22 protein-coding genes and 2 pseudogenes are annotated in these 26,203 nt (G+C 46.9%); 8 read left to right on the forward strand and 16 right to left on the reverse strand.

The features are described from left to right. The 3 genes and pseudogenes from NDI33_RS16215 to NDI33_RS16225 form a co-directional block, all read left to right on the forward strand. Positions 1-100, forward strand: a pseudogene (locus NDI33_RS16215) (IS982 family transposase); the annotation flags it as partial. Positions 101-112: 12 nt separating this feature from the next. Beyond that, a pseudogene (locus tag NDI33_RS16220) lies at positions 113-1,045 on the forward strand (iron uptake porin); the annotation flags it as partial. A 485-nt stretch (positions 1,046-1,530) separates the two neighbouring features. Then, on the forward strand, positions 1,531-1,869 hold the full coding sequence (locus tag NDI33_RS16225; protein WP_190672646.1) for a hypothetical protein: 339 nt from the start codon (positions 1,531-1,533) through the stop codon (positions 1,867-1,869). 95 nt (positions 1,870-1,964) lie between these two features. Here NDI33_RS16225 and tsaB read toward each other — a convergent pair whose 3' ends face one another. The 3 genes from tsaB to NDI33_RS16240 form a co-directional block, all read right to left on the reverse strand. Continuing rightward, the gene (gene tsaB, locus NDI33_RS16230) at positions 1,965-2,663 is read right to left on the reverse strand and encodes a tRNA (adenosine(37)-N6)-threonylcarbamoyltransferase complex dimerization subunit type 1 TsaB (RefSeq protein ID WP_190672648.1); all 699 of its coding nucleotides are present in this window, start codon (positions 2,661-2,663) and stop codon (positions 1,965-1,967) included. 78 nt (positions 2,664-2,741) lie between these two features. Next, on the reverse strand, positions 2,742-3,440 hold the full coding sequence (locus NDI33_RS16235) for a hypothetical protein (protein WP_190429186.1): 699 nt from the start codon (positions 3,438-3,440) through the stop codon (positions 2,742-2,744). Then, positions 3,433-3,990: an Npun_F5560 family protein gene (locus tag NDI33_RS16240; protein WP_190413034.1), complete on the reverse strand. Its 558-nt coding sequence runs from the start codon at positions 3,988-3,990 to the stop codon at positions 3,433-3,435. Before NDI33_RS16240 ends, NDI33_RS16235 begins: the two co-directional genes overlap by 8 nt. A gap of 290 nt (positions 3,991-4,280) precedes the next feature. Between NDI33_RS16240 and NDI33_RS16245 the strand changes: the two genes are divergently transcribed. Both NDI33_RS16245 and NDI33_RS16250 read left to right on the forward strand, forming a co-directional pair. Beyond that, complete coding sequence (locus tag NDI33_RS16245) at positions 4,281-5,720, forward strand: phosphoglucomutase/phosphomannomutase family protein (protein ID WP_190672650.1); 1,440 nt, start codon at positions 4,281-4,283, stop codon at positions 5,718-5,720. A 74-nt stretch (positions 5,721-5,794) separates the two neighbouring features. Further along, positions 5,795-6,061 carry a LapA family protein gene (locus tag NDI33_RS16250; protein WP_190413036.1) on the forward strand — a complete coding sequence of 89 codons (267 nt, stop codon included), beginning with the start codon at positions 5,795-5,797 and terminating at the stop codon, positions 6,059-6,061. A gap of 36 nt (positions 6,062-6,097) precedes the next feature. Here NDI33_RS16250 and NDI33_RS16255 read toward each other — a convergent pair whose 3' ends face one another. From NDI33_RS16255 to NDI33_RS16265, 3 genes are all read right to left on the reverse strand, one after another. Then, on the reverse strand, positions 6,098-6,670 hold the full coding sequence (locus tag NDI33_RS16255; RefSeq protein ID WP_190425059.1) for a thermonuclease family protein: 573 nt from the start codon (positions 6,668-6,670) through the stop codon (positions 6,098-6,100). Between the two features lie 189 nt (positions 6,671-6,859). Further along, positions 6,860-9,823, reverse strand: a complete 2,964-nt coding sequence (gene polA / locus NDI33_RS16260; RefSeq protein WP_190672652.1) for a DNA polymerase I — start codon at positions 9,821-9,823, stop codon at positions 6,860-6,862. Positions 9,824-10,107: 284 nt separating this feature from the next. Continuing rightward, positions 10,108-10,953: a DUF4114 domain-containing protein gene (locus tag NDI33_RS16265; protein WP_190413039.1), complete on the reverse strand. Its 846-nt coding sequence runs from the start codon at positions 10,951-10,953 to the stop codon at positions 10,108-10,110. Positions 10,954-11,890: 937 nt separating this feature from the next. On the opposite strand from NDI33_RS16265, the gene NDI33_RS16270 reads away from it, so the two are divergent. Together NDI33_RS16270 and NDI33_RS16275 are read left to right on the forward strand one after the other, a co-directional pair. Then, complete coding sequence (locus NDI33_RS16270; RefSeq protein WP_190413040.1) at positions 11,891-12,034, forward strand: hypothetical protein; 144 nt, start codon at positions 11,891-11,893, stop codon at positions 12,032-12,034. A 235-nt stretch (positions 12,035-12,269) separates the two neighbouring features. Beyond that, positions 12,270-12,563, forward strand: coding sequence for a WGxxGxxG family protein (locus NDI33_RS16275; protein ID WP_190413041.1), 294 nt, complete (start codon positions 12,270-12,272; stop codon positions 12,561-12,563). Positions 12,564-12,856: 293 nt separating this feature from the next. On the opposite strand, the gene NDI33_RS16280 is transcribed toward NDI33_RS16275, so the two are convergent. The 5 genes from NDI33_RS16280 to NDI33_RS16300 all read right to left on the reverse strand — a co-directional run bounded on the left by NDI33_RS16280 (position 12,857) and on the right by NDI33_RS16300 (position 18,639). Next, positions 12,857-14,272 carry an IctB family putative bicarbonate transporter gene (locus NDI33_RS16280; protein WP_190438581.1) on the reverse strand — a complete coding sequence of 472 codons (1,416 nt, stop codon included), beginning with the start codon at positions 14,270-14,272 and terminating at the stop codon, positions 12,857-12,859. A gap of 132 nt (positions 14,273-14,404) precedes the next feature. Further along, entirely contained in the window at positions 14,405-16,009 is a 1,605-nt protein-coding gene (locus NDI33_RS16285; protein WP_190672653.1) for a GAF domain-containing sensor histidine kinase, read from the reverse strand. Between the two features lie 482 nt (positions 16,010-16,491). Next, positions 16,492-17,214 carry a GUN4 domain-containing protein gene (locus NDI33_RS16290; RefSeq protein WP_190413044.1) on the reverse strand — a complete coding sequence of 241 codons (723 nt, stop codon included), beginning with the start codon at positions 17,212-17,214 and terminating at the stop codon, positions 16,492-16,494. A 113-nt stretch (positions 17,215-17,327) separates the two neighbouring features. Beyond that, entirely contained in the window at positions 17,328-17,822 is a 495-nt protein-coding gene (locus NDI33_RS16295; protein ID WP_190413045.1) for an adenylyltransferase/cytidyltransferase family protein, read from the reverse strand. Between the two features lie 136 nt (positions 17,823-17,958). After that, positions 17,959-18,639 carry a response regulator transcription factor gene (locus tag NDI33_RS16300; protein WP_190438583.1) on the reverse strand — a complete coding sequence of 227 codons (681 nt, stop codon included), beginning with the start codon at positions 18,637-18,639 and terminating at the stop codon, positions 17,959-17,961. 681 nt (positions 18,640-19,320) lie between these two features. Here NDI33_RS16300 and NDI33_RS16305 point away from each other — a divergent pair. Then, positions 19,321-20,748, forward strand: a complete 1,428-nt coding sequence (locus NDI33_RS16305; protein WP_190672655.1) for an NADP-dependent isocitrate dehydrogenase — start codon at positions 19,321-19,323, stop codon at positions 20,746-20,748. Positions 20,749-20,798: 50 nt separating this feature from the next. On the opposite strand, the gene NDI33_RS16310 is transcribed toward NDI33_RS16305, so the two are convergent. The 5 genes from NDI33_RS16310 to NDI33_RS16330 all read right to left on the reverse strand — a co-directional run bounded on the left by NDI33_RS16310 (position 20,799) and on the right by NDI33_RS16330 (position 25,623). Then, on the reverse strand, positions 20,799-21,968 hold the full coding sequence (locus tag NDI33_RS16310) for a hypothetical protein (RefSeq protein ID WP_190672657.1): 1,170 nt from the start codon (positions 21,966-21,968) through the stop codon (positions 20,799-20,801). A gap of 419 nt (positions 21,969-22,387) precedes the next feature. Further along, the gene (locus NDI33_RS16315) at positions 22,388-23,551 is read right to left on the reverse strand and encodes an LptF/LptG family permease (RefSeq protein WP_242031305.1); all 1,164 of its coding nucleotides are present in this window, start codon (positions 23,549-23,551) and stop codon (positions 22,388-22,390) included. A 194-nt stretch (positions 23,552-23,745) separates the two neighbouring features. Further along, positions 23,746-24,474 (reverse strand): LPS export ABC transporter ATP-binding protein, encoded by a 729-nt coding sequence (lptB, locus tag NDI33_RS16320; protein WP_190413049.1) that lies wholly within the window; start codon positions 24,472-24,474, stop codon positions 23,746-23,748. A 102-nt stretch (positions 24,475-24,576) separates the two neighbouring features. Continuing rightward, positions 24,577-25,089, reverse strand: coding sequence for an LptA/OstA family protein (locus tag NDI33_RS16325; RefSeq protein ID WP_190672660.1), 513 nt, complete (start codon positions 25,087-25,089; stop codon positions 24,577-24,579). Positions 25,090-25,221: 132 nt separating this feature from the next. Continuing rightward, the gene (locus NDI33_RS16330) at positions 25,222-25,623 is read right to left on the reverse strand and encodes a DUF309 domain-containing protein (protein WP_190672663.1); all 402 of its coding nucleotides are present in this window, start codon (positions 25,621-25,623) and stop codon (positions 25,222-25,224) included. Between the last annotated feature and the right edge of the window lie 580 nt (positions 25,624-26,203).

Below are 26,203 nucleotides of genomic sequence, written 5' to 3' on the forward strand. Positions count from 1 at the left end.
TCCTGTCAACTTTGCCGTCAATTTGATAGCCGGCTTAATTGCCTACTGCCACCAGCCCAAGAAGCCCTCCCTGATCAACGATGCTGCCTTGCCTGCTTAACCCGAACTCACGTTAACTAACGATGTCCTACTGAGCTATGAATTGTTTAATGATAACGATGTGATTTTGAGCGATCTAAACTACCGTTTCCTCCTCACCGACAAATTTGCTGTTCTCGTGGGGACAGAAGGAGTAAATATGGCTTACGCTTTCCGAGGCCCAAATCGTGTGGAAAGCGCTGCTACAGGTCCAATTTCTGCTTTTGCCCAAAGAAACCCAATTCTGAATATTGGCTTTGGTCGTGGCGGTATCGGTTTTGATTGGCAATTTGCTAAACGTGCCAGTTTGCAGGCGGTTTACTCAACGACTATTCCAGGATTTTTTCATAGCGATGGACGACCTGACGGGCACAATACCGCAGGTGTCCAACTAGCGCTTACCCCAACCGATCCGCTTGATATCACTTTGTATTATGTTAATGACTACTCTCCCAATGGTTCTTTGCTGACTGGGATTGGAGACGACCAGTTGAGTGCTATTAATCCACTGACTGGTAATTCAGCATCCCTGCAAACTGATGCCGTTGGTGCCACGATTAACTGGCGAATTACGCCGCGCATTTCGTTAGGTGGATGGGCTGGTTATACCAATTCCCACATTCCCGGAAGATCGGGAAATGTAGAAACAACTAACTATATGGTGTATCTCAATTTTCCCGATTTATTTGGACAAGGAAATTTGGGAGGAATTTATATTGGACAACCACCAAAAATTGTTAGCAGCGATTTGCCCGTAGGAAATAATATCCCTGACTTTTTCAATACGGGTTTGGGCAGAGAAGGAGGACAACCTGGAACGACCACTCATGTAGAAGCGTTCTATCGTTGGCAGGCAACGGACAACATTAGCATCACGCCAGGGGTAGTCTTTATTTTTGAACCGGGACATACACCCGCTAGCGACCCAATCGCTGTAGGTATATTACGGACTAGCTTCTCCTTCTAGGAAAATTTCCCTATCTACACTTGTCACATTCAGCAAAGTGCAACATCGCAGGAGTTCTTGGATGTCGCTCAGGATGATATTCTGATGCAAAATGCCAGTTTACACCTCATCAAACCTTTATTTAGCTACAAAAACTTTATCCAAATTTACCGTAATTTTACTAAGTCTACTTTTTTTTAATTTAATATTTTTTTATTTTCAGTGTTATCTCGCTTGTAGATAGAAGAGTAGAAGCTATAAATTGACATAAGGTTCGGTTAAGGAATTATAGTGGCAACTACAAGAATCTCTAATTGTTATTTGTCGCTCTTTAATCAACCTCAATAGAAATTGTAAATTTTGCTGTATTTGTCTACCCTGGAAAACATTTACGGCAGAAAAATTTATGGGTTGATTTCAAAATTTTTATCTGTAATTGCAGATAGATACAGATTATTTTTGCTTTTGCAAAAGTTAATTATTTATTTGAAGGAGGTTGAGTCAAAGTGGCTAAATTTATTTTTTCTTTTCTAGTTTTTATTTTAACTCAAAGCTCTATTTTAATTGCGGCTAATTCTCAAGCCCAAACGGTTATTCCTTTAGAAAGTAACATTGTTGATACTATCGACTCAAGCTCCTCGGAACAGACCGCAGAGTGGAATACAAGTGTTAAATCTGACGTTGGTAATACTGCCGTCAATTCTACCAATACTGAGCAAGTTGTTGTTTCTAAAGCTGGAAATAAAGCTACTGATTCTAGCTCCCCTGTAGCGGACAGTAAAGCCACTAATCAACGGATTCCCATGTCAAGCAGAATTTTTGATGTATCTTCTATGCGACAGTAGCGCCAAGGGGTGATACATCTCAATTTTTGAGATAGTGTCGAAATTATTGTAGAGGTCGGCTGTTTGATATCTTTAAGCGATCGCATCCGCTTATTCTACCCAGATGTTTTCTCCTCAACGGGGTGTTGACCATAAAAGGGTAGTGCTTCTGACCAGTGGGGACGCTTCCCCTGTTGCCAATCTAGATAGGCTAGTTCTAGTAGGCTCGAAACGGTTGCCCCTAGCCCAGCCCCAGCAGCGATATCAATTAGCTGATAGGGATGCCAACTGTCCAGCGTTTGTTGCCATACTGCCGGTGTCATCACGCTATCTGGTAACATCTGAGCGAGTCCGGAACTGGATGGCAATACCTGATAAATGGCGGTAAATAATTGACCCCGTTGAGCTGGCAATTGGACAGCGATCGCATTACTGAGTGAAGATTCTTCACTGTTTCCATTGCCTTGCTGTTTACTTTTACCGACTTCTGACCAAGCCACAGATGCCAGTGTAGAGACGGAAAATAGGGGAATATCTAACTGTTGCGCCAGTGTCCGCGCTGTAACAACACCGATGCGAGTCCCTGTAAAGCTGCCTGGACCTACTGCTACACAGATAAATTTCAAATCAGCCCACATCTGCGGCTGAATAAACTCAGCCAGATGATGATGTAAATGAGTGGATAAATCGCGCCCTAAATCCCAAGTTTGGCAGCGGAAATCTCCAGAAAAGTTATTGAGTGCTAGACCTAGTTCAGGACTGCTGGTATGTAGTGCTAAGCCGTATTTTGTTGGATCGAGCTTCACGGAATTCATGCCCAGTTCAAGGGATCGATAGCCCAGATAGGGAAACCCGATAAATCGGAGTCCCTACAAGTGCCTAGCCGCGACTTCTTAGTCGTGAAAGGCGTTGATTTGGAGATCGTAAATTGCTTGACCCGTCAAGCAGTGCCAGTGACAGGTAAATAAATCTGGCTTTTGAACGTTAATGCTAGCGATCGCTGGTTCCCCTGGAAACGGCAAAAGTCGGTCAAAAAAAATCCCTTGCTCTTGAAAGCCGAACTGTAATAAATAAACAGCTGGTGGCGCTGATAAAAATTGCAGCAATCGATGCCCCAGTTGGTACAGTGGCTGACGCCAGATATCCGATAGATGCACCGGCTGACGATAACCTTTCAAAGTCGGTTCTAAGCGCCTACTTTCATCATCCTCAACCCTACCAATTACCTCGCCGTAGAGCGGCCCCTTTGCCGTAAGAACGATTGGCAACCAGAAATCACCGACACCCGTCGTCGCTCCTAATTGCTCCACCAACTGGCGTAAACCAGTCACATCGCGGCAAGCCTGATAAAGGGATTGGGCTGGAAATTCCAAGCTTTCTGGCAAATTCAGCGTTAAAGGACACCAAAGAGTTTCCGCTTGGTTTTGCAAGTCCGTCCAGACTGAGGCAATAAATTGCGTCTCTACAATTTGTATCGTTGTCGGTACTGGGGAATTGAGCGCGCTTTGCTTGAGGGCAGAAACAATTTCGGCTATTGTGGGCGATACCGGAAGTTCATCAGCAGCATCAACCACAATCAGAACTTTACGCATGACCAAAGGTTGGAATCGGGCTATTACGAACACCCGTACGCGGGAAACTGGGCAGATCGAGTCCGGTCGTCGTGCGACGGGTTCTGACAGCTAGACGGTAGCTGACACTTTGCAACTCGGCATGGAGTTGACGGTTTTCCCGTTGCAGCATCGCCACTTTCTCCCGCACGGGTGCCATGCGTTCGGCAAATTTCTGGCGATAAATCTGTGGCAACTCCTGTACCACTTGTTCGAGCATCCGGCTGCGGTCGGTCAATTCCTGTACGGACTGCCGCAATTGATAAATCTCGGTGTCGCGGGTTGTAATTTGTTCCTGGTAGAACGTTACCTGCTGTTCGACCTCTTGCAGTTGTTCTCGCAGCGCTCTCATCTGAGCCATGTGCCGCTCAGAAACTTCCGGTCTGGGCATAAAATTAGCATTGCCCTTAACCAACCGGAATAGTTCTTGAGACAACTGCTGAACCAGTTGATCTCGCATCTGCAACTCTTCGCGCAGGCGAGTTGCGTCAGATTGAAGCGTTTGTAGGTTTGGCGTGTCTGTCTGGCTCACAATGGCTTACGGCTCCTTTGAGATGATTTTCCTAATGGCAGGCGCGAGGCGATAGCGGATGGCTCATATTGCTTTTGCAGCTAATTTACCATTTGCAACGGCAATTAACACCTGATTGCTACCCTTGTTTGCAATTAAGGGTTGGGTCTATCGTATCCTCAGATTCAGCTAGATTTTCTGCCGGTGCGAACAAATTGTTCAGTTTATACAAACCATTTGTCATCCGGTAGCGAGATTGAAGCGATAGGCGTCTTGTAGTATTTAGGTGGAATCAAGAGGAAGTGGTTAAGATGAGCGCAGCCAGCAGTTCAAACAAGATCAAATTTGGTACCGATGGATGGCGGGGGATTATCGCCGATGACTTTACCTTCGCCAATGTGTGTAAAGTAACGCGGGCGATCGCGAGTTATCTCGAAAACGCCTATTCCAAAGACCGTCCCGTCTTAGTAGCTTACGATACCCGTTTTTTAGCCGACCAATTCGCCCGGACTGCCGCCGAAGTTTTGGCAGACGCTGGGTGGACGGTGAAAATTGTCGATCGAGATTGCCCGACGCCAGTTATTGCTTACAACGCTAAGCTTCTCAACTCTGCTGGGGCACTGATGTTCACCGCCAGTCATAACCCAGCTCCCTATTGCGGCATCAAATACATCCCCGATTACGCTGGTCCGGCTACACCGGAAATTACGGATACAATTGTAGCAAATATTGAAGACGCTACGGATGAGCCGCCGAGTGGCAACAATGCCAACAAGATTTCTACCTTTGATCCCAAGCCAGATTATCTCCAGTTTATTTACACCCTGCTGGATGTAGAGCGAATTAAGAGCGCAGGGCTAAAGGTGAAGTACGACGCCCTCTACTCCACTTCTCGTGGCTACCTGGATACTGTTTTGGAGCGCTGTGGTTGCGATACAGAGGCATTCCACACCTATCGCGATGTTCTCTTTGGCGGTGGAATGCCAGAACCGAAGGGAGAGGAATTGATTGGACTCGTCGAAGCGGTGAAAAAAGACGGGGCAGATTTAGGTTTGGCGACGGATGGAGATAGCGATCGCTTCGGCATTGTTGACGAACAAGGAAACGTGCTGACACCGAACACGGTGCTGCTGCTGCTGGCGCGTCACTTAGTCAAAAACAAAGGCAAAACTGGCGCAATTGTCCGCACCGTTGCCACCACCCACCTGCTGGATAACCTCGCTGCTAAGTACGGCTTGGAAATCTACGAAACAGCAGTAGGCTTTAAATACATCGGCGAGAAAATGCGCGAGACGCAGGTATTGATCGGCGGCGAAGAATCAGGTGGATTGAGCATTATCGGACATATTCCCGAAAAAGACGGGATTTTAGCCGATATGCTAGTCGCAGAAGCGATCGCTTACGAAGGCAAGCCTTTAAGTCAGCTAGTAGAAGAAGTAATCGCAGAAGCCGATGGTCCTCTGTACAACAAACGTCTCGATTTGCACTTAGAGGACGCCCACAAAGCCGCTGTAATCGATGATTTCACCAAAAATCCCCCAGCAGAAGTGGCAGGAATTAAAGTGAAAGAAGTAGGGCGCAAAGACGGGATTAAACTCTACTTAGAAGAAGGCAGTTGGATACTCCTGCGTCCTTCCGGAACAGAACCGCTAATGCGGGTTTATCTGGAAACGAATACTCCAGAAAAAATGACTCAAATTGCCCAGCAAATGGAACAAACCATTAACAAACTGGAACCCGTCACAGTCTAAATGATCGGTAGGAGCAAGGGCATTGCTCTTGCTCCTACTTGGTAGCAGGAACTTACTCAGTCGCCATTATCAATATGAAAGCCCTTACCAACCTGCTTACCTCGCTGATTTTAGCCAGTTCCGTCGCAGCGATCGCTCTGTTGTCCATTCAAAACATCACGCCGGTATCGGTGAAATTTCTAACTTTCCAGTCGATCCGGATGCCAGTAGGCGTCGTGCTAGCGTTTAGTGCTGGCGCGGGGGCGATTGGGAGTGCAATCGTGCCTATTGTTTGGGGATCGCCTTCCAGTAATCAGTCTCAATCAGAAGATGCCAGTGAGTATGCTGACGAAGACTTTTGATGGTTATTGTCCATTGCAATTAACTATCAGCCTTTGCTACTTACTCTCACTGCGATACTCCCACGGCGGCAGAAATTTGGAGTCACGCCAAATGCCGCGCCGACTCTTTTTCGCCTCAGCTTCTGCTTGCTCAACGATAGCAGCGCTAGGGCAATCTTTTAGATACTGACGATACACCAGTACCAGCCCCTCTTTTGCCAACACTTCCTGAACAAAAGTGCCGTCAGGCAGGCGCACCTCGCTAACTTTACGCCCATACCTATCAGTATCAGTCACAGTTAAGCGAACGCGATCGCCTCCTTGCTGTACCAATTCTTGCAATCGTTGCTGGGTTTTTATTCCCCACTTGAATTGATTTTGATCTACTGCTTTTTTGCTTGCTTTTTCCTTACTAGAATGGGGAACTTCCGGAGCATCCACACAAGCAAAACGCACGTTGATGTTTTTCCCACTGCGATCCGTCACGGCGAGAGTATCCCCATCGCTGACTCGCTTAACCGGGTAAGTAGGAGAACCAAAAATAGCTTCACATCCCACCAATCCAAGGATGAGAACAACTGCACCAGTCCAGATAAGAGAATTTTGGATGAGTTTGCGAGTGCCGGTCATTATAAATATTTACTACAAAAGAAAAGTCCATCTGGACAGACGTTTCCATTGTCCAATAGTTTCGGACGCCTGTTACTGGCTTTTAGCAGTTGGAGTGGTGCAGCGAAATGCGATCGCGCTTCTATCCCACGCTGAGCTTAACCACCAATCGAACAGTCATACAGGAAAGGCTGTCGAAACTACAGTTTTTTACTTCGTTTCCATCCAATTCTGCCCTGCACGCACATCAACGACTAATGGCACACTCAAAGAAACCGCATTTTCCATTGTGGAACGAATTTTAAGCTGTAGTTCTTCCCATTCAGAGGGAGGAACTTCAAGCACTAATTCATCGTGAACTTGCAATAATAAACGCGCCTGGTAATTCTGCAAAACTTTGTGCAGTTTATCCATTGCAATTTTGATGATATCGGCGCTAGAACCTTGGATGGGAGCATTAGCTGCGGCGCGTAGCGAACCGGCGTCAGCTTGTCCTAAATTACGGAGTTTGTCAAGGTTAATTTCATCGGGATTGCTCCCTTGCAGCTTGCGGAGACTGCCGCCCTCAAAGTTAAAGTAACGGCGGCGTCCTAAAATAGTTTCGACATAACCGTGAGCGATCGCTTCCCGCTTCACCCGCTCCAAATATTCAAAAACCTTACGGTAGCGCTCGTTAAACCGATCGATAAACAATCTGCCTTCTGTCGCCTTCACCCCAGCTTCCCGCGCAAATCGCTGCGCCCCCATTCCGTAAATTACGCCGAAATTGATAATTTTCCCCAATCTGCGTTCCTCAGATGTCACCGTATCCTTCTCCAACAACAGCCGAGCGGTGACACTGTGAATATCTTCATTTTGCTGGTATGCCTCAATCAGCACCGGCTCTTGGCTCAAGTGAGCCAAAATCCGCAGCTCAATTTGTGAATAGTCAGCTGCAACCAGTAACCAACCAGGTTCCGGTACAAATCCTTTGCGAATTCGCCGACTAAACGCTGTGCGGATAGGAATATTTTGTAAGTTGGGATTAGAAGAAGACAATCGCCCTGTCGTCGTCCCTGTCTGATTAAAATTTGTATGCACCCGCTGGGTATCGGGACGTATCAGCAACGGTAAAGCGTCCACATAAGTAGATTTCAACTTGGAGAGGGTGCGGTACTCTAAAACGGCATCAACAAGTGGATGATCGCCTTGCAGTTTTTCCAGCGTTGCCGCATCTGTAGAATAACCCGACTGAATTTTCCGAGACTTTTTGGTGTCTAACTTGAGCTTGTCAAATAAAATTTGGCTCAGTTGTTTCGGTGAACCCAAGCTAAATTTTTCTCCAGCTTCCTGATAAGCTTTTTGCTCAATCCCCGCTAAATCCTTTTCCAGTTCTTGAGAGAGTGTCTGGAGATAGGCTGGATCGATCCGGATGCCCACATATTCCATCTGGGCTAAAACTGGCTCTAAAGGTTGTTCTACTTCCCGTAACAACCGTTGAAGAGCGGGGATTTCCTCTAATTTTTCTCGTAACTTTAGTACCAACTGGAAAGTGGCATAGACTTGCATCCCGCAGTAGTAGGCTACCGTCTGAATATCCATATCGGCAATCGTTTTGCCTTTGGGCACCACATCCGCATAATTACTGATACTTAACTCCAGATGCCGCAAGACTAAGTCGCCGAGATTGTGGCTGTTTTCTGGATTTAACACGTAGCTGGCAAGCATCGTATCAAACACCACCCCAGCCAAGTTAATTCCCTGACAGCGCAACACCAGCCGGTCAAACTTGGTGTTCTGCAACGATTTGGGATAGTCAACACTTTCGAGAATCGGACGCAACGCTTCTAAGACAGCCGTTTTATCCAGATTTTCACCAGTTTTGTGACCCGTGGGAATATAAGCAACTTCAGATGGCTCGATGCCCCAGCAGCAGCCAATCCCCACCAGTTGGGCGTCGCGTGGTTCTAGGGCATCCGTTTCCGTATCCCAAGCTACTGGTTTGTCAGGGTCGGTGCAAGTTTGCAGCTGCTTTATCAGTTCTGTCAGTTTTTCTGGAGTATCAATAATTTGGGCGCTTATTTTACTCGTAGCATTTGTGGCTGCCTTGCTAGCCGCTTCGGTGTCAGCGGCACTGAAAAACCAGGAATCGCCATCATCAAAGGTGATTTGTTCAAGTTCTTCTTTAGATTCAACGGGTTTAGCTTCCTCTGCCACACCGCCAAATGCCTGCTGCAACTGCTTGATTCGGCTTAGATAAGTCCTAAACTCTAACTTTTCTAGCAGCGGTTCTAGCTCGGCGTTATCAAATCCCTTCAGCGGGCAGGCTTCTAAACTAACGTCTAGAGGGACATCAAGAACGATCCTTGCCAAGTGCTGGGAACGGTATGCCTCTTCTTTCCCGGCTTCCAGCTTCTGTTTGACTGCTCCTTTAATCTCATCCAATGAGGCATAAATCCCATCCAGGGAGCCGTATTCTGTAAGCAACTTCACGGCTGTTTTGTCGCCAATTCCCTTGACACCGGGGATATTGTCGGAGGCATCGCCACACAAAGCTTTGTAATCGACAACCTGCTCTGGTGTAATGCCCTTTAGTTTCTCTTTAACTTCCTCTGGCCCAAATTCTACTGGCCCTGTATTGCTGCCACGTTGCCAGAAGGTTTGACCGAGATAAAGAACGCTAATTTCCTTTGCAGTGTCAACCAGTTGAAATAAATCTCTATCGCCCGTAACAATCTTTACCCGATACCCAGCCGCACTCGCCTTTTGTGACAGCGTTCCCAAGACATCATCTGCCTCATACCCCGGTGCCGTCACAATTGGCAGATTGAAGGCATCTAAAAGGTCGTGAAGATTTTTCAGGTCGATGATAAAGTCTTCTGGCGTCTCAGCGCGGTCAGCTTTATAGGTATCGTCGGCTTCGTGGCGGAAAGTGGGTAAGCCGAGGTCGAATGCGATCGCCATCGCCTGAGGTTGCTGGGATGCTATTACTTCCAGTAACGACTTGAGGAAGCCAAAACAAACACTGGTAGGAATCCCAGTCTTTGTTTTTAAGCCTCCATCCCGCCCTTTAGCAAAGGCAAAGTAGGCGCGGAAGGCTAACGAGTGACCATCCACCAGGATGAAGACAGGCCGCATATCAGATGAGCTAGCAGCGGAGTGAGAGGGGTTGGAGGCAGAGGTAGATTGAGACATAGCCTTATTTTAGCTAGCGCCAGAGAGCAGATATTCTTTACAATGCCTCAGATTGCTCGCTTAAGGCGAACAAGCTGTTAGATATCTCATCCCACGGCTCAGCCTGAATGATTTTAACTACCCCTAGGGGAAATATCCTAATCTATGCGCTGCTTCACTGGCTAAACTTACAGCGAAGCAGCTGCTACATAAGCTTCCAATAAAAAAGCCCGCAGGGTGCAGGCTAGAAACAGGGGTTATTGACTAATTGAACTTGCAAAGATTATCAGCGATAGGCCAGGGGATTAGCCATTGATTTGGCTGTTGCGGCGGCGACGCAGGCCAAACATCCCTAACGTACTTGCAGCTACCAGTGCCAACGTTGCAGATGGTTCAGGTACGCTTTGCAGACTTTGGTTGCCGATATCGACGATGAAAACTGTGTCGTTGAAATCCCGGTCAGAGGCTGGAGTCACGCCAGTCTCGCTTCCATCTCCGTACAAATCTTCAAAACCGATCACCAGGTAACGGGAGTTAAAGAGATATCCTCTGGCGTGCTGTAGCCCATCAGGGTTAGGAGCATTAAAAGCAGAATTGTAAATGCCGTAGGAGTTGCTGGTGCCGTATAAGCTATTGGCGTTCAACTGGAAATTCAGGGTTGTACCTTTACTGAAGTTGCCTAAGTTGACCCAATCTCCTTGCTTTAGATTAGTAAAGCTAGTTTGGTTTTCCCTAATACTTTCTGTGCTGTTGAGTTCCCAGAAAGCCATTCCATCTTTGACAATGTCGCCGTTACTGTCAAGTGCTTGATAACCTAGCTGATTGTTATAATCCGCCCCTTCATTGACGAAGTAAGCACGAACATCAGTATCGTTTTGCAACGTTAATTTGCTTAAATCAAATGATTTACCGCCTAAAAGGCTCAAGTCTGGAAATGCGTATTTTTCTTGAGACTTATTTATCTGCGTATTTAAGCTATCGATAAGCGTGCTGATGTTTGAAAAATCATCAGATTGGCTCAATGCATTCTTTGTGGGTGCAGTATTTACAGAACCCCAGTTAATCTCAGCCGATGCCGGTGCAGTTGCAGAGATGACGCCGGTCAGGGCAGCAGCAGCGGCGAGCAGACTAGTAATTAGTTTGATTTTCATTTGAGTACCTCTACCAAGGCGATGAACGACTTCACCCCATCCAACCGGCAAATACATCCAAAATAATTGAGTTTATTTTTACTTTAGAAGCCCGGTGCAGACGTGTGTTTTCTTTTCCTTGTTTATTAATAACTGAAATCATAATTCTTTGTCTACAGCTTTTCTAATTCTTTTTGGCTTCTTCATAGTATTGAATATTTACGTAAAACCCTTAAATACACTTACAAAGCTACTAATTAATTTTGAATTTAAAGCAGTATTTTCCTCAACCTCAAAACTTTTTTTTTGAAGCACATCGGTAAATATTCTGAAAGCTTTTCAGGGATTTTGCGGATAGCGCTTTTTATTTGACAGCGCTATCCATAAAAATTCAGTATTCTCAAGAATGGGGAAATTTCCAGAGTCAGGTTAAAACACGAGCGGGAACTGGTAATACGCACAATGCTGACAGCCTACGCAGATTACGTAACCGTGAGTTCGGGATAAAGAACAGCCATAACAGATAGGCCGAAACTGCTGAATTCTCCATCCATCTGCTTGTCCCATGCTCAGATAAAAAGAAAAGTTCTACGGTGTCGATAACTGGTTCTAAAGGTTTGAAAACCCTGTCCGCAGCCACAATTGCTTCGCTGATAGGCTGCAACACCGTAAACGAGAACGTTTACGGTGTTGCGGAAGCGGTCGATGATTGAGACACTGAATGACCAGTTGAAGTTGACCAGTTGAAGAACATTTCTCGGAGCGAGCATTCTCATCACCTCAGGGAGACACCCTGATGGGTGCCATTATCTCTGGAGAAAAGTAAATCCTGGCAACTTCTATCTCCTTGAGATGAAGAGGGCAGAAGTTGTGAGAGCTTTTATCAAACAGAGTTCAGACGGTACGGGGACTTTAGAACCCTTGTCTTGCAGGTTTAGTCTGTTTAGAAGAGAATTCCATGCGCCTTTTTGCAGAAATGGGCTGCTCCCTCACCGCAGTCGGGCAACTTTCTGGTCAACCTGGTGTGCGGATTGATTGCAAGAGCCACCAAACCAAGCAGCCCTCTATCACCATTGACTACCATTTACTACCTGCTGCTTAAGCCAAACTCACATGAATTCGCAAGCTTATTATTGATCCCCAGTCTTAAAAAGTTAAATTTGGTTTATACCCTGAAAATTACCTAATTATAAAGAGGGAGAGAATGGTGGAAAGAAGAGACATTTTCTATCTCTATAGTTAGAGTCTAGAAGTTTTTAATTTATAGCCGTAGATTGATTCTGATTTGGAGGGAAATCTATAAGTTTGTGATGAAGAACGGACAAGGAGCCTTATTTATGAAACGATCTGATTTATCAAAATTTATTGGAGCTGGCGTTCTCTCCTTAAGCATGGCGGTTCTGCCTTTGACTGTGCCTGCTTCTGCTCAAACGAATACTGATACAAATACAACTACAAACACCGATCCTCGCCAAGACGTTAGAACCGTTGAAAGCGATCGCAATTTTGATTGGGGCTGGTTGGGCTTGCTGGGGCTGCTTGGTTTAGCAGGCTTAGCGGGTCGCAAGCATGAAGAACCAACCCGTTACCGCGATCCAGATCCAGTAAGTCGTACCGGCTACAGAGAGTAAAAAAACGGGTGGCTTATAGGAAAATTAACGGCACTAAAAAAGGCAAAAGGCAAAAGAAAGAAGAGGAAATCTTTCCTTTGCCTTTTTGCTTTTGAAATTTTCTAAACTTGTTTGGATTCCAGATAAATCAAAAGTCAGAGTCTTTAGTTTTTAGTCATGAGTACAACTCCATCCACTCTAGGAGTCCTGTTTGGACAAGAGTTTGCGAGTCCTTGTTTTTTCGCTCGCCTTTGGACGGAGTAGGTGCCGAAAAAAGTCTAAAAACTAATGAATAATCAAACAGGGAAATCGGATTAACTGTGTTCCGTTAGTGTGTGGGGAGTGCGATCGCTACTCGGTGAGAAAGTGTAATAACTAGCAATCAACGCCACCATCATCCACCAAAGCGTATTTACTTCCGGTCTATACCAAACTGTATCTACCAAACCATGTCCTAATAGACCAAATATCGTGGCAATCGCTGCTATCAGCCAAAAGCCCTCACGCCTGCCCAGTTGCCGCAAACGATTTAGCTGTAGCCATCCTTGGTTAAAGGTGACAATCAGCAACCACATAAAGCAGCAAAAACCAATTAAGCCAGTTTCTACAGCCAATTCCAGGAAAACGGAATAAGCACTTAAGGCAGTATAGCGCGGGCGCTGATAAAGGGGATAAACTTTGTTAAAAGCCTCGTTGCCAGGGCCTATCCCTAAAATCGGGCGATCGCGGATCATCTCAATCACCGCTTCCCAAACGTTGACCCGGAAATTGTTACTGCTATCCTTGCGACTTGCAAAAATACTAAAAACGCGATCGCGCACTGGTTCCACAAATAGGATCGCCACCGCTAGCACTAGCGCCAAACTTCCTAACAGAATCGGCAGCGACCAAGTCCGCCAGAAAGGTGGCAGATGTTCGCCGATCCAGTAAAGCAGCATCAGCGAAAAGACTAAAAGCAAAAATATAAAGCCAATCCAGCCGCCGCGACTGAACGTGAGAATCAAACACGCAGTATTAACGGAAAACATCGTCAGCGCTAGCGCTTTACGACTCCAGCCGCGCCAAGCAAAAATAGCAGCCAGAGAGAAAGCGATCGCAGGCAAAAGATAAGCCGCAAGTAAATTGGGGTTCCCCAGATAACTATAAACTCGCGTCGTTTTAGACAGGGGAGACGTTGGATCTGTCCAAGTTGCCAGTGCCGCCGCCCCAAAAAACCATTGTCGCAGCCCGTAGACACTAACAATCAGCGCAATGTGGAGATAGACCGCGATCAGGATAGAACGCAGTCGGGGCGATCGCAGCACTCGCGCCATGAGCGCAAAAAATAGCAAATACAGCGTTAGCTTGCCCCAGCCCTTCAAAGCAGCTATCTTCACTGGCGACAGAGCCGTTGCTACAGTGGCAATGCCCCAGTACAGCAACACCAGCCAGTGAATTGGAGTAACTTTAGGCGCTTCGCCCGGTACATAATCCGCCTCATCTGACAGAGTCAGCAGTATCCAAAAGCCAGCACCGGCAGCTAACAACACGCCAACCAGAGCCGTTGACACAAAAGGAGCCAAAGCGAACACTAAAGCCACAAACAAGGCTCCCAACGGCTCCGCCCACTGCACGCAGACGCTACTCTGCCGCCAGCTTCGCAAGCTACCAACCAACCGATGTAAATAGCTTGCACTTTGCCATTGATACAGCGGCAAACTGGACAAGGTAAATTGTTGCCAAACACTCATGTGATAGGTCAGGGGGGAAGTGATTATGGGTGATTGGTATTGGTCACATTAGTCATTGGTCAATGAACGATTAGCCATTTCCCATGACCGATTACCGATTACCCAAGTACATAGTTTATAGTCTCTAGTCCGTCAATCATCACCAATTGTTTCCACCGCATCCACCTGTGGCAAGCTGACTACATAGCGATATCCCGCTTCTGGAGAGCCTTGAACAGAAATGTGCCCACCATGAATTTCTGCCAATAAACAGCTCAGCAACAACCCCAAACTTTCACGAGAACCATTGCCGACTGATAAATGGGACAGCCCTTCTGAGACGGCAGAATCAGCGGCACGAGAGTCATTCAGCAACAATTGATTCATTGATGTGAGGGACGGCACGGAGTATGGCTCTTGAATGTAAGCAACACTGGCTTCTGAGAGAGCTGGTTCTAAGTGATGATTTGGCGACATATCGGACTGGGCATAAAACTCAATCTGAGGCAGACCATCTCCTAGCCAGGGATGAGAAACCCACACCGCAATGTTCAGCTTTTCAATTTTGCGAGAGACATGAATGCGAACCACGCCCCCTGCACTCCCTGAGTTAATTAGATTAAAAATCAGGTAGTAAAGAATTTGCCGCACTTTATCCTTGTCAAGCAACCAGATGCGCTTTCCAGGCTCTACAGATAGACGAATCTGTTGCTGCCGCCCAGACGCAATCTGTTGCAGGTTATTAATCGCCTGTTGACACAGCATTTCGATGTCCACAGAGGTGAAATCGAGTTTTTGGCTAACCTCATCCAACCCTCCCAGAGACAAAATTTCATCAACTAGCGACACTAAGTGCTGACCGCTGTTGTGGATAATCTCCAGGTATTCCTTCTGCTTGGTCGTTAATGGCCCATAAACTTCGCGTCCCAAAACACTTGCCATCCCCATAATTGAAGTCAACGGAGTCCGCAGTTCCTGTGACAGATGGGATAGCAGTTTGACTTTAACGGAGCTAGTTGCAGAGGGGCTAGGGGTTGAACGGGTCAGGGACAACACTTCACCCGCATTGCTGCCCATACTGCTGTTGTTCGAGGCGGCATTGTATCCCAGGTCTTTACCCGTTTCTGGTTGCCCGTTAGACGACGGCTTAGCAAACCAATAGCTGGAGTTGGTACGCTCTAAAGACCCCAATTGTCGCGTTTCTAAAAACAGACGGTTTCTCTCAAATTCACTCAGACTCCAGCGAGCCATAAGTTCCAAAAAGTCAATATCTTTGCTAGTAAAGTTACGAGGCACTAAGTCCATCACTGCCAGGGTGCCCAGGCAGATTCCACTAGATGATAGCAGCGGTGTCCCTAGATAGGCACGGATGCCGTAGTGCTGCACAAGAGCAGTTTCAGCAAACGCTCGATTTGTTAGCGTATCGCCAGCAATCAAAACTTGATGACTATCGACCACATAAGTACACAAAGATTGATGGCGTGGGAGCTGCCGGGACGTGGCGAGATCGTTCATCAACCCTAATCGTGATAAACCCACAGCTGCTTTGATCCGCTGCTTGTCTTGAGCCATTAAACTTAAAATGCAAATCGGCGCTTCCAAAAATCGGGCTGCTGTTTGAGTAGCTTCCTCGAACACTGGAACCATCTCTGCTTCAAGTAGACCCAATTCTCCCAAAGCAGCGAACCTTTGTTGTTCTCGTACTGCCGGTGTCAAACCATCCAAACGACAAAAAAGTCTGCTTTCTGGGGCTGCCATTACCATCCCTACTCCCATACGCTTTGCTTGTATGACTTAATTTAATATCCCGCTACACTTAGCGTTCCCGAAGAAGGCCTCTAACAAACACGTTGAGCAGAGAGTTTTGCTTTTCGGTTAAAAAGGACTAAGGGTAAATGACACTGAGTTTAAACAAAATTGACTTCTATCGTAGGTTGAACGACAAGAATAGCGGGGGTTCTCCCGCCCTGGCGACGTGGTGTTTGAGGTCGCGCAGGCGCGTTCATGCCGTAAGGCTTTAGCCTTCAAGGGAGGAGAAAGCAACAAAAATCAAGGGAGGCGTTGAGTTTAGCACTCGGCTCAACCTAGCCGACAAGTCTTCAGTGACGGTGATTCGATTGAGGAGCCAGGATGAAAAACAAGAGTGAAAAGTAGAGTCATTTCTGCTGGCAACAGGCTTTCTTGCTTCATTCACTCATCACTCTTGTTTGCTGAGTCCTGAGTCCTGAGCCTTGAAGTTTTCAACTTGACCAGGCGGGATGAGATAACAAGGCGGCAATCACCCGTACACCCCGCAGCTGATTTGACAGAGGCAGATGACCCCTAGGGGCACTGAGATCCCAGGTAAACTCGTTGGGATATCGAGTCCAGTTGTTGCCGCTCTTCCAGCCAATTTTGGGCCAGAACTTTAAGAAGTCTTTGCCGAGACTCAGCCAGATTTCCCGTTGCACGGAAAAACCGAATTTGCCCTCCGAGTGTAGGAACCACAGGCTATTGATGGTTTGTAAATCAGGAATGGGGAAGTTTTCTACCTCTGTAAAGTACAACCATTTTCTCTGTACAGCCTGAGCACCTGCCAATTCACACAGCTTTTGCAAGGTTAGGCGGTCAGCGGCAAGAAAGTCTTGTTGCAAGAGCAGGTGTTGCAGGGAACTGTAGTCGATGCCGCGTTCTGAGTGTAAGGGGATAATGCCGGAAGGGAAATGGGTTTGAAGAAATTCAGTTGCAGCTGGCAAATTGGCGTTGTAGAGGGTCTGGTAGGCTTTAGCTGTAACTAAATTGGTAGGAGTTGACTGATTGTTACGTAAAAATTCCATCAGTACCTCCAAACCGGCATTACCCGCTTTTAGAAGTTCTGGGAGGAGTTGTAGTTGCGTTTTTTCAGAACCCGACTCAAACTTGCAGCGTAGGTCGGTAAGGTCTTGGCTGGTGTATGGTAGGTCGGCAGTCGTTTGGTCTGTCATGAAGCAAGTCATTTCAGGTTGCTGTTAGTTATTAGTCATTAGTCATTAGTCTCTAGTCTTTAGTCCGTAGCCAATGACTAATGACCAATGACTAATGACTTTTGACAAATGCGCTAATCATTTGAGTGCAGGATGCGGTCAATCATCGCTGTGGTCGAGGTGGAAATTTCCACTTTGACCAATTCAATCTGACCTCCGTATGCCTGAACGGCAGGTGTTTCAGGCAGGGTTTCCAAGCTGTAGTCGCCTCCTTTGACATAGATATCGGGCTTGAGTGTTTCAATTAAGCCAGTGGCTGTCAATGAGTCGAAGATTACCACTCCATCCACGGGCTTAAGGGCGGCGAGAACTTCAGCCCGCTGCTGCTCAGGCACGATAGGTCGGGGAGGCAATCCCTGCTGATGGGGCTTGATTGCACGGACGGACTGATCACTATTTAACCCCACGACGAGCGATCGCCCCAAGGACTTTGCTACTTGTAAATATCGAACATGACCTGTATGGAGTAAATCAAAGCACCCGTTAGTAAATACTAGCGGTCGCCATCGGCTAGGATCTGCCGCGATCGCTTGACTTAATTCATTTAGTGTATAGACGCCTGAAATCATAGGTAATGAGAGTTTTGAGCGATAAGTTTTGAGTTTTGAGTTATCAGAAAATTTTTAATTTAAAATTCAGAGGCGATCAACCCTTGTCTCTACAACTTAAAAATTGATTACCAATTACCAATGACTGCCTCATCTCTCACGGCTCTTCATGGGTGGGAGGTCGGTATCCGTGTTCAAAGGCAAATCGAACTAGTTGAGAGCGATTCTCTAGTTCCAGCTTACTGAGGATGTTACTAAGATGGGTCTGAACGGTGCGCGGACTGATAAACAAGCGATCGCTAATTTGTTTATTGGTAAATCCCTGAATCACCTCCCAAAAAACTCTTTGCTCTGCGGGTGTTAACGGAAGTGGCTCGCAGGTGGCAGAACCCAGCGCTCCGATTGCTGTCGCTGCAGTGGAACTGGTTGCCATCTGCTGCATCAACCGTACCATTTCCGCATGGATGCGGCGCGATCGCTCTAGCTGAGCTTCAATTTTTGCGACTAATTCCCTGGGATCGAAGGGTTTAGTCAGATAATCATCTGCCCCAATCGTATGACCTTGAATTCGGTCTTCTAGCTCTCCTTTGCCTGACAAAAAGATAAACGGTACCAATTGCCCGATAGGAGTTGTTCGCAGGCGTCGGCAGAATTCCAAACCGTCCATCTCCGGCATCATCACATCGCTGACCACCAAATCCGGTGGAGCTTGTTCAAAAGCGCTTAGTGCCTCCATACCAGAACTTACATCCTGAACCAGATACCCCTGGTTTTGCAGGTAGCGTGTCAAGACAGTTCGCAGGGTTCTATCATCATCAACGAGCAAAATTTTTTTCATCGTTACTCTAGAAGAGCGCCTTTCAGGGGCCATATCAGCCTAGGTCTGCAAACTGAATTCATCCCGCTTTGATGTAAGTTGAGGTTTTTGTGAAAAGGGCAGAGGCGGCTTGTGCAGCATATCTCTTTTTTATATCAGCTTGACGTTATCTGGCAGCGTCAAGAGTTTCTCAGCCAGTATTGGTGAGATTGAAGGACTCAAAACCAGCGATCGCCCTCAGTCTACTTTATTATCAGCCTAAAGGATCAGCATAAAGGCTGATGACAGAATGCGCTTAAGATTATTCAAAAAATTAGCCGTTCGACCCATTCTCGTAGAGCCTCTTGGCTAAATAGATGCCAAAGTTTTGATTTGAAGCGCTAATTCCTTCATCCCAGTCACACTTCTAGAGACTATTATTAGGTCTGTAATCCTTTTTTGCGCTCCTTGGTGCCTGGTTTAAACTTCTGACAACGTCCCCTTCGTAGAAACGCGATTAATCTCGTCTCCACCATCCAAAATCCAAAATGAGGTAACAGCCTCCTAGCAGCCCTGCCTCAGCTTGGATGATTTGCGAACATCATGGCAATCAAACCGCCTAAACTGCAAAAAAGCTTAACCGAAACTTTTGCGAATCAGCCGATTTGGTAGTCTTCCTGTCAAAATATTGTCTGGCTAGACTAGATCCAACAAAAGTGCAATATGTACGAAAAAATCACTCCTCCTGACATGGGCGAACGTATCATCTTCAAAGATGGCGAACCCGTTGTTCCAGACAACCCGATCGTTCCTTTCATTCGCGGAGATGGCACGGGCATCGACCTCTGGCCCGCCGCCCAGAAGGTCTTTGATGCCGCTGTCCAAGCTGCTTATGGTGGCAAGCGACAAATCAGCTGGTTCAAAATCTACGCCGGGGATGAAGCCTGTGAGAAGTACGGCACCTACCAATATTTGCCCCAAGATACCCTAGACGCAATTAAAGAATACGGGATTGCCATCAAAGGGCCGCTAACAACCCCGATTGGGGGCGGCATCCGGTCGCTGAATGTGGCACTGCGTCAGATTTTTGACCTTTACTCCTGTGTCCGCCCCTGCAAGTATTACCCAGGCACCCCCTCTCCCCACAAAAGCCCGGAGAAACTCGATGTCATCATCTATCGAGAAAATACAGAAGACATCTACCTGGGAATTGAGTGGCGTCAAGGCAGCGAAATTGGCAACAAATTGATTGACATCCTCAATAATGAGCTAATTCCAGCTACGCCAGAACACGGCAAAAAGCAAATTCCCCTAGACTCTGGAATCGGCATCAAGCCAATTAGTAAGACGGGTTCCCAGCGCCTAGTGCGCCGTGCGATCAAGAATGCCCTGCGGCTACCCAAGCAGAAACAGATGGTGACGCTGGTGCATAAGGGCAACATCATGAAGTACACCGAAGGCGCTTTCCGGGACTGGGGTTACGAAGTAGCGATCGCTGAGTTTCGCGCTGAGTGCGTTACAGAACGAGAATCATGGATTCTGGACAACAAAGCCCGTAATCCAGAGATTACCTTGGAAGAAAACGCCCGTCAGATTGAGCCTGGGTACGACGCCTTGACGGCAGAGAAAAAAGCCCAAATCACCCGTGAAGTGGAAGATGTTCTCAATGCCATCTGGGAAACCCACGGCAACGGTCAGTGGAAAGACAAGGTAATGGTGAACGATCGAATTGCTGACAGCATTTTCCAACAGATTCAGACTCGACCGGATGAATATTCCATCCTCGCTACGATGAACCTGAATGGTGATTATTTGTCAGATGCAGCGGCAGCGATTGTCGGTGGCCTGGGGATGGGGCCAGGAGCCAATATTGGGGATCGATGCGCCATCTTTGAAGCGACTCACGGCACCGCACCGAAGCACGCTGGACTCGATCGGGTAAACCCCGGGTCGGTCATTTTGTCAGGCGTGATGATGTTGGAATTTATGGGCTGGCAGGAGGCATCTGACTTGATTAAGCATGGCCTCGGTCAGGCGATCTCTAACGGCGAAGTGACCTATGATTTGGCTCGACTCATGGAACCGCCGGTGGAGCCTCTGAAATGCTCAGAATTTGCCTCCGCCATCATCCAATACTTCCAAAGTAATTAGTCAATAGCGATTAGCAATTAGCTCGCCAACCCACAGCTAATTGCTAACAGCTATGGATTTGAGAAAGTATTAATCTGACCCCCACCAATGTAGCGTCCTGGAACGCGACGAGGAGCTGTAAAGTTAGGCTGGTTCAACTGACCCGGTTGCGCTCCGGAATTACCAAGATTGGAGCCAAAACCAGAGTTGCTGTTGAAGCCGCTTCTTTGAGTGTTCGCTCCATATGGGTACTGCCCATAATTACTGGTCGTTATCGGTGCCACTGGCGGTGCTATCTGTGGTGTTACGGGGACAGCAGGTGCTACAACGGGAGGAACCGCCTGGGGTTGGGTTAAATAGGTGTAAGAATTCGGGGTGGAAGAACCCTGAGTAGCGTTGCTAGTCGTGGGTAAGGGAGTGCTATAGCCTGTAGTGTTCGCTAGGGCACTTGCTGGCGGTGGTGCCATTTGCCCAGTGGATGTGGAATTGGGAAGCGTTTGTTGAGACGTATTTCCCGATGGCGATGCGTTTACTGCTTGGTTTGCGGAATTTTGATTCAACGCTTGTTGCAGGGAGTTGACTGGCAGGACGTTTTGGTTCTGGTTAGTTAAATTGGGCACGCCAAAGCCTAGATTCGGAGTAGAGGTTGCTGTTGTAGTAGGATTTACCGCCTGTTGGTTCGTGGGTGTCAATCCCAAAAATGCCCCTGTATTGGGCTGGGGGCCAACATTTAATCCAGTATTTAATAAATCTTGTGCTGATGTCAGAAATGGATTGTTCGAGTTTTGCGGAGCTTTGGGGATTCCTGCGATCGCTTGAGGCTGCATGGTCGATTCTGTATTAGAAGCAGTCGCCGGGTTGCGAGTCAGTTGCTCAAATAAACCTTCTTGCTGGGTGGGATCTTGAGCTTTTTCCTTTCCCTTCTTGCCAGCGCCTTGATTAGTACCGCGATTAAATTCCTGCATGAGCGCGGGCAAGTTATCGATATCAGCGCCAATCACACTGCTTTCTTGAGAAAGGTTTGGGTCATCCGAAGGATTGTCTGCGGAATCGACTTGCCCACTCTCCGTTTCTCCATCTAAAAGGCTGTTAAGCCATTCTGGGTGTACCCAGTACTCCCATACCCCTATCACCATCATCACCAGTGCGATCGCCGATCCCCAAAACGCAGGGCGCGTGAATGTCCGTAACCGTGCTTTGAGATAGCGGATGGAGGCAGGGACTTGTTTGGAGGATGACATAAGCTGTAGTGCAGCTCGACTTGCACAAGGGATTGTAAGTCGATTTTATACGCTATTGCCTTGAACAGGAACTGTCTTTATATACAGTTTGTTAAAAGATTTCTTTCATTTTTGTAAAATTTTAGCCAAGCTTTTAGTTTACTAAAGTTTAAATTTAGGAAGCTAGAAAGGTTGCGATCGCTCAACGAGCATTAGTTACTAGAAACCGAAAAACACTCACTGAGGGGCAGGGAACAGATATGCCTCTACCAAGAACGGGTGGGTTTATAGATATGCTTAGGCCATGTGCAACTTTTTCTCTCCCCAATCAATTAGGGAGAGAAAAACAGTAATTTGCACAGTGCGTTATGCTTCGCTATTGCTCAATATCTTGAGCGAGAACCGTCCCTACACGACTGACGATGACACTACCTTAAAGTTTAGCGGGCAGCTCGAAGCAGGAACCACGCCCCCGCTCCCAATCCAAACAGATTCGGTAACCAAGCAGCAATCACGGGAGAGAGGAAGTTACTTAGTCCCAGAGCATCACCGACGGACATTAACAAATAGTAAGCAAAAATGACGATCACGCTAATCCCAAAACCCGTCGCTTTACTGGTGCGAGTCGGTCTATTGGCTAAAGCGGCACCCACAATACCAAAAACGACACAAGCAAAGGGTAAAGCTATTTTTTGGTGAATGCGGATCAGAAGCTTGCGAATTTTTTGTTGATTACCACTGAGGCGTTCTAATTTCAGCCGTTCTCTGGCTTGTGCAAGATTCATTTCGCCGTAGTCGCGCCCAGAATTTGCCAAATCCAAGGCGGTACGAGGCAGCTGCAACTGTTGGTGTTCAAACTTCAAAATATTGCGGTAGGAAGCATCGGGAGAGATTAAATAAATCGTGCCTTTGAAAAAATCCCAGGTGTTTTGTCCTGGATTCCAAGCAGCAGATTGCGAAGTAACAATTTGATTGAGACCCTCCTGAGACCAATCTAGAATTGTCAATCCCTCCATCTTCTGACCGTCAAATTTTTCTGCATAGAACAGGCGTTTTAGCACTTGCTCTCTTTGACCATTGGGTAGCTTGACTTTCGTATATTCTGGATAGAAAATATTGCGTTCTTGGAAAGATGGCTTTTCTTTATTTAGAGCTTTATCTAGACTAACTTTGGCTTGATAGTTCGCCGCGGGTACTACATACTCATTAAACGTAAAGGCGATGCCGGTCACAACAAAACTCAGGACGATCGCTGGTAGCACCAATCGATAAATACTCACCCCGCAGCTACGCAGGGCAACCAACTCACTGTCAGCGGAGAGACGACTATAGGTTAATAAGGCAGCCAGTAGCACTGAGGCGGGAAAGGCATACGCCATAAACTGTGGCAGACTTAACAGCAGGACTTTCAAAACGAGCGATGCTGGTAGACCTACATCCACAGTCCTTCTCATCAGGTCAAATAAACTGCCAATCGTTACCCCGATGGAAGAAAAGAATCCCATGCCAAATAGGAAAGGCGCGACCAGCTCGGTGCCAATATAGCGATCCATCACCGAGACTGTCGAAATCAGGGGGGAGAGCGGATTGAAAGATTTGGTCATTGGTCAAGGATCGATGGGTAGGTAACGGGTAATGGGTAATGGGTAATGGGTAATTGGAGGAAAGTTTTAAGGAGTAAACTTACAGTTATCGCGTCTGAAATTTTGAATTCAAAACTCTCTTGTGCTTTCAAAATTCAATGCTTCTTACTGATGACTCTTGTGATTACCAATTCCCGATTACCGATTACCCAAGGCTATCTTTGGAAGTCATCTCCTAAGTAGTACTGTCGCACTAAGGGGTTATTGTAGAGTTCTTCTGAATTGCCAGAGGCGAGGATTTGTCCGTCGCGCATAATGTAGGCTCGATCGGTGATGGCGAGGGTTTCGCGGACGTTGTGATCGGTAATCAAGATGCCCATGTAGCGATCGCGCAGTCCGGCAATAATTTTTTGAATCTCCGATACGGCAATCGGATCGACACCGGCAAACGGCTCATCCAATAGCAAAAATTTTGGTCCTTCTCGTCCCGACGCTAAGGATCTCGCCAACTCGGTGCGCCGACGTTCTCCCCCAGATACCCGAATCCCCAGCGTATTTGCTACTTTTTCTAGCCGAAACTCTTGCAGCAAACCATTTAGACGGTTTTGCCACTCGCGACGAGGCACGCCTGTTTGTTCCAGCACCAAGAGAATATTGTCTTGGACGGTGAGGTTGCGGAAAATACTGGCTTCCTGAGCAAGATAGCCAATGCCTAAATGCGCTCGTTTGTGGATGGGTAAGGTAGTGATGTCCTGGTCATTCAGCCAAACCGTACCCTGATCGGGTTTTTCCAAGCCAGTTGCAATGTAAAAGGTCGTCGTTTTCCCAGCACCGTTAGGGCCGAGTAGTCCCACGACTTCCCCTTGCGCCACCGAAAGGTTGACGCGATTGACGATCGCACGTTTGCCGTAAGACTTGTGAATATTCTCCAGTACGATTTTCATTGAGAACTAGCTAATTGTTCCTTGCTAATGGCTAACTGCTAATTATTAAAAGCCATTAGCGATTAGCCATTCGCGATTTGCGATTAGCCATGTGACAAATGGCTAGCGACTATTCGGCGTTTTGAAGGCTGGTTTAGGATTGACGGCGGGAGCCGGTGGCGCTACGGGTGTAGTTGGAGAATTTGGATCGGCGACCAGATAAACTGATTCTACCTGCCGATTGGACTGAGGCAGGGCAACAAAGCGTCCTTCATCGATCAAATAGGTGATTGTCTCGCCTCGGAGACTATTGCCTTGTTGCAGGACGTAGACGTTCCCACTCAGAACGATGCGGCGTTCTTTGCTGAAATACTGAGCTTGGGCAGCAGTTGCCTGGATCTGCCGCGAGGGGTAATACATTTGCACGTTGCCACGAGCTGTTACTACACCTGTTTTCGAGTTGGCTTCTTGCACATCAGAACGGACGGTGAGGGCGCGTCCGTCATCGGCGGTTTGAGCTTGGGCGGTTTGGATTTCGGTGGGGATAGCGATCGCTCCCGCTAAAACAGCTGGCAGCATCAGCACTAATCCCAGGCGACGCATTAGACTTTGATTAAATTGAGATGAGGTCATCATGGGTCTTGCGGAGACATCAAAGACGGTGATCGGCTCTTGTGCCTAGTTTACTCTCTCTAAAGGATCGATCTAGAACAAATCCAGCGATAACCAGGCACAACAATCCCGACGTTTCTGAGTCTTGAGAAGTTTCTAAGCCTCTATTCGCACTATTTTCGGTAACTGTGAAGCATTCTCGTTTTGTTGCATCTGTTCTACAAAATCAACCACGTTTTCTGCTCCAGCTTGTTGCAGTGCCGTCAACAGTTCGGCACTCTGTTCCCGCAGTTCGGTGACATCAATTCCACTGTAAGCAGGTTCGTATGCCTCCAAGCGGCGCATTCCCTCTCCCAGTAAAATAACTGCACCGCGCCAGTTAAGGTTGCCTAGGTGATAACATCCAACGGCAATTTGCAGCACTCCCTGATAAAACCTTTTTTCCGGCTCGCTGGCTTCCATCCACAGAGCCTCTAAGGTGTCGTGGCAGGCGTAAAATTCATGCTGATTAAACTCTTCGATCCCTTGCCAAAATTCAGATGGGATTTCTTCAGTCATTAGTCGGGAACTATATTAATAATTTCATTACTCTGCCGTTTTCAGTTCCCTACCGTCAAGCACCTTCCCTCGTGGTTATGGTTGTGTTCAGGCATCACCACACTTATCGCTCCAGACGAAGATGCCTATGTTTAGCTGCTTCGCGCGTGGGTGATGGAAAGCCTCCAAAACAAGCGATCGCTTTAAGTTTTTAACGGATAGAAAAACTGCTGTGAAATGCTTTATTTAAGTTTAAATAAAGTTTAATAGAAATTCCTTTATTTTTTTAATCCTATTGACCAAAATCACCTTTTGAGTAGCTTTTTTTAATTGCTTCGCTTGCGATCGCTACTTGTTTTTAAAATTACAATCTTACTTAATTGTTATAAGGTTTATCAGCCCAGATCAACCAATAAAAAGTGGATTTTAGGCGATAGTTCTTTTCTGATTTATCCAACCAAGCGGAATTTAAAAAATTATTTTAGCACGCGGGAGGCTTTATTTTGAAAACTTTCTGGGACGTGTGGCTGTTACCGACATGATAAGTTTGATGCTTCAGCTAATCGCTAATCGATAATTGGTAGTTAGGCTAAAAAACATT

The sequence above is a fragment of the Trichocoleus sp. DQ-A1 genome (genome assembly GCF_039961955.1).
Taxonomy (GTDB): Bacteria; Cyanobacteriota; Cyanobacteriia; order Cyanobacteriales; family FACHB-T130; genus FACHB-T130.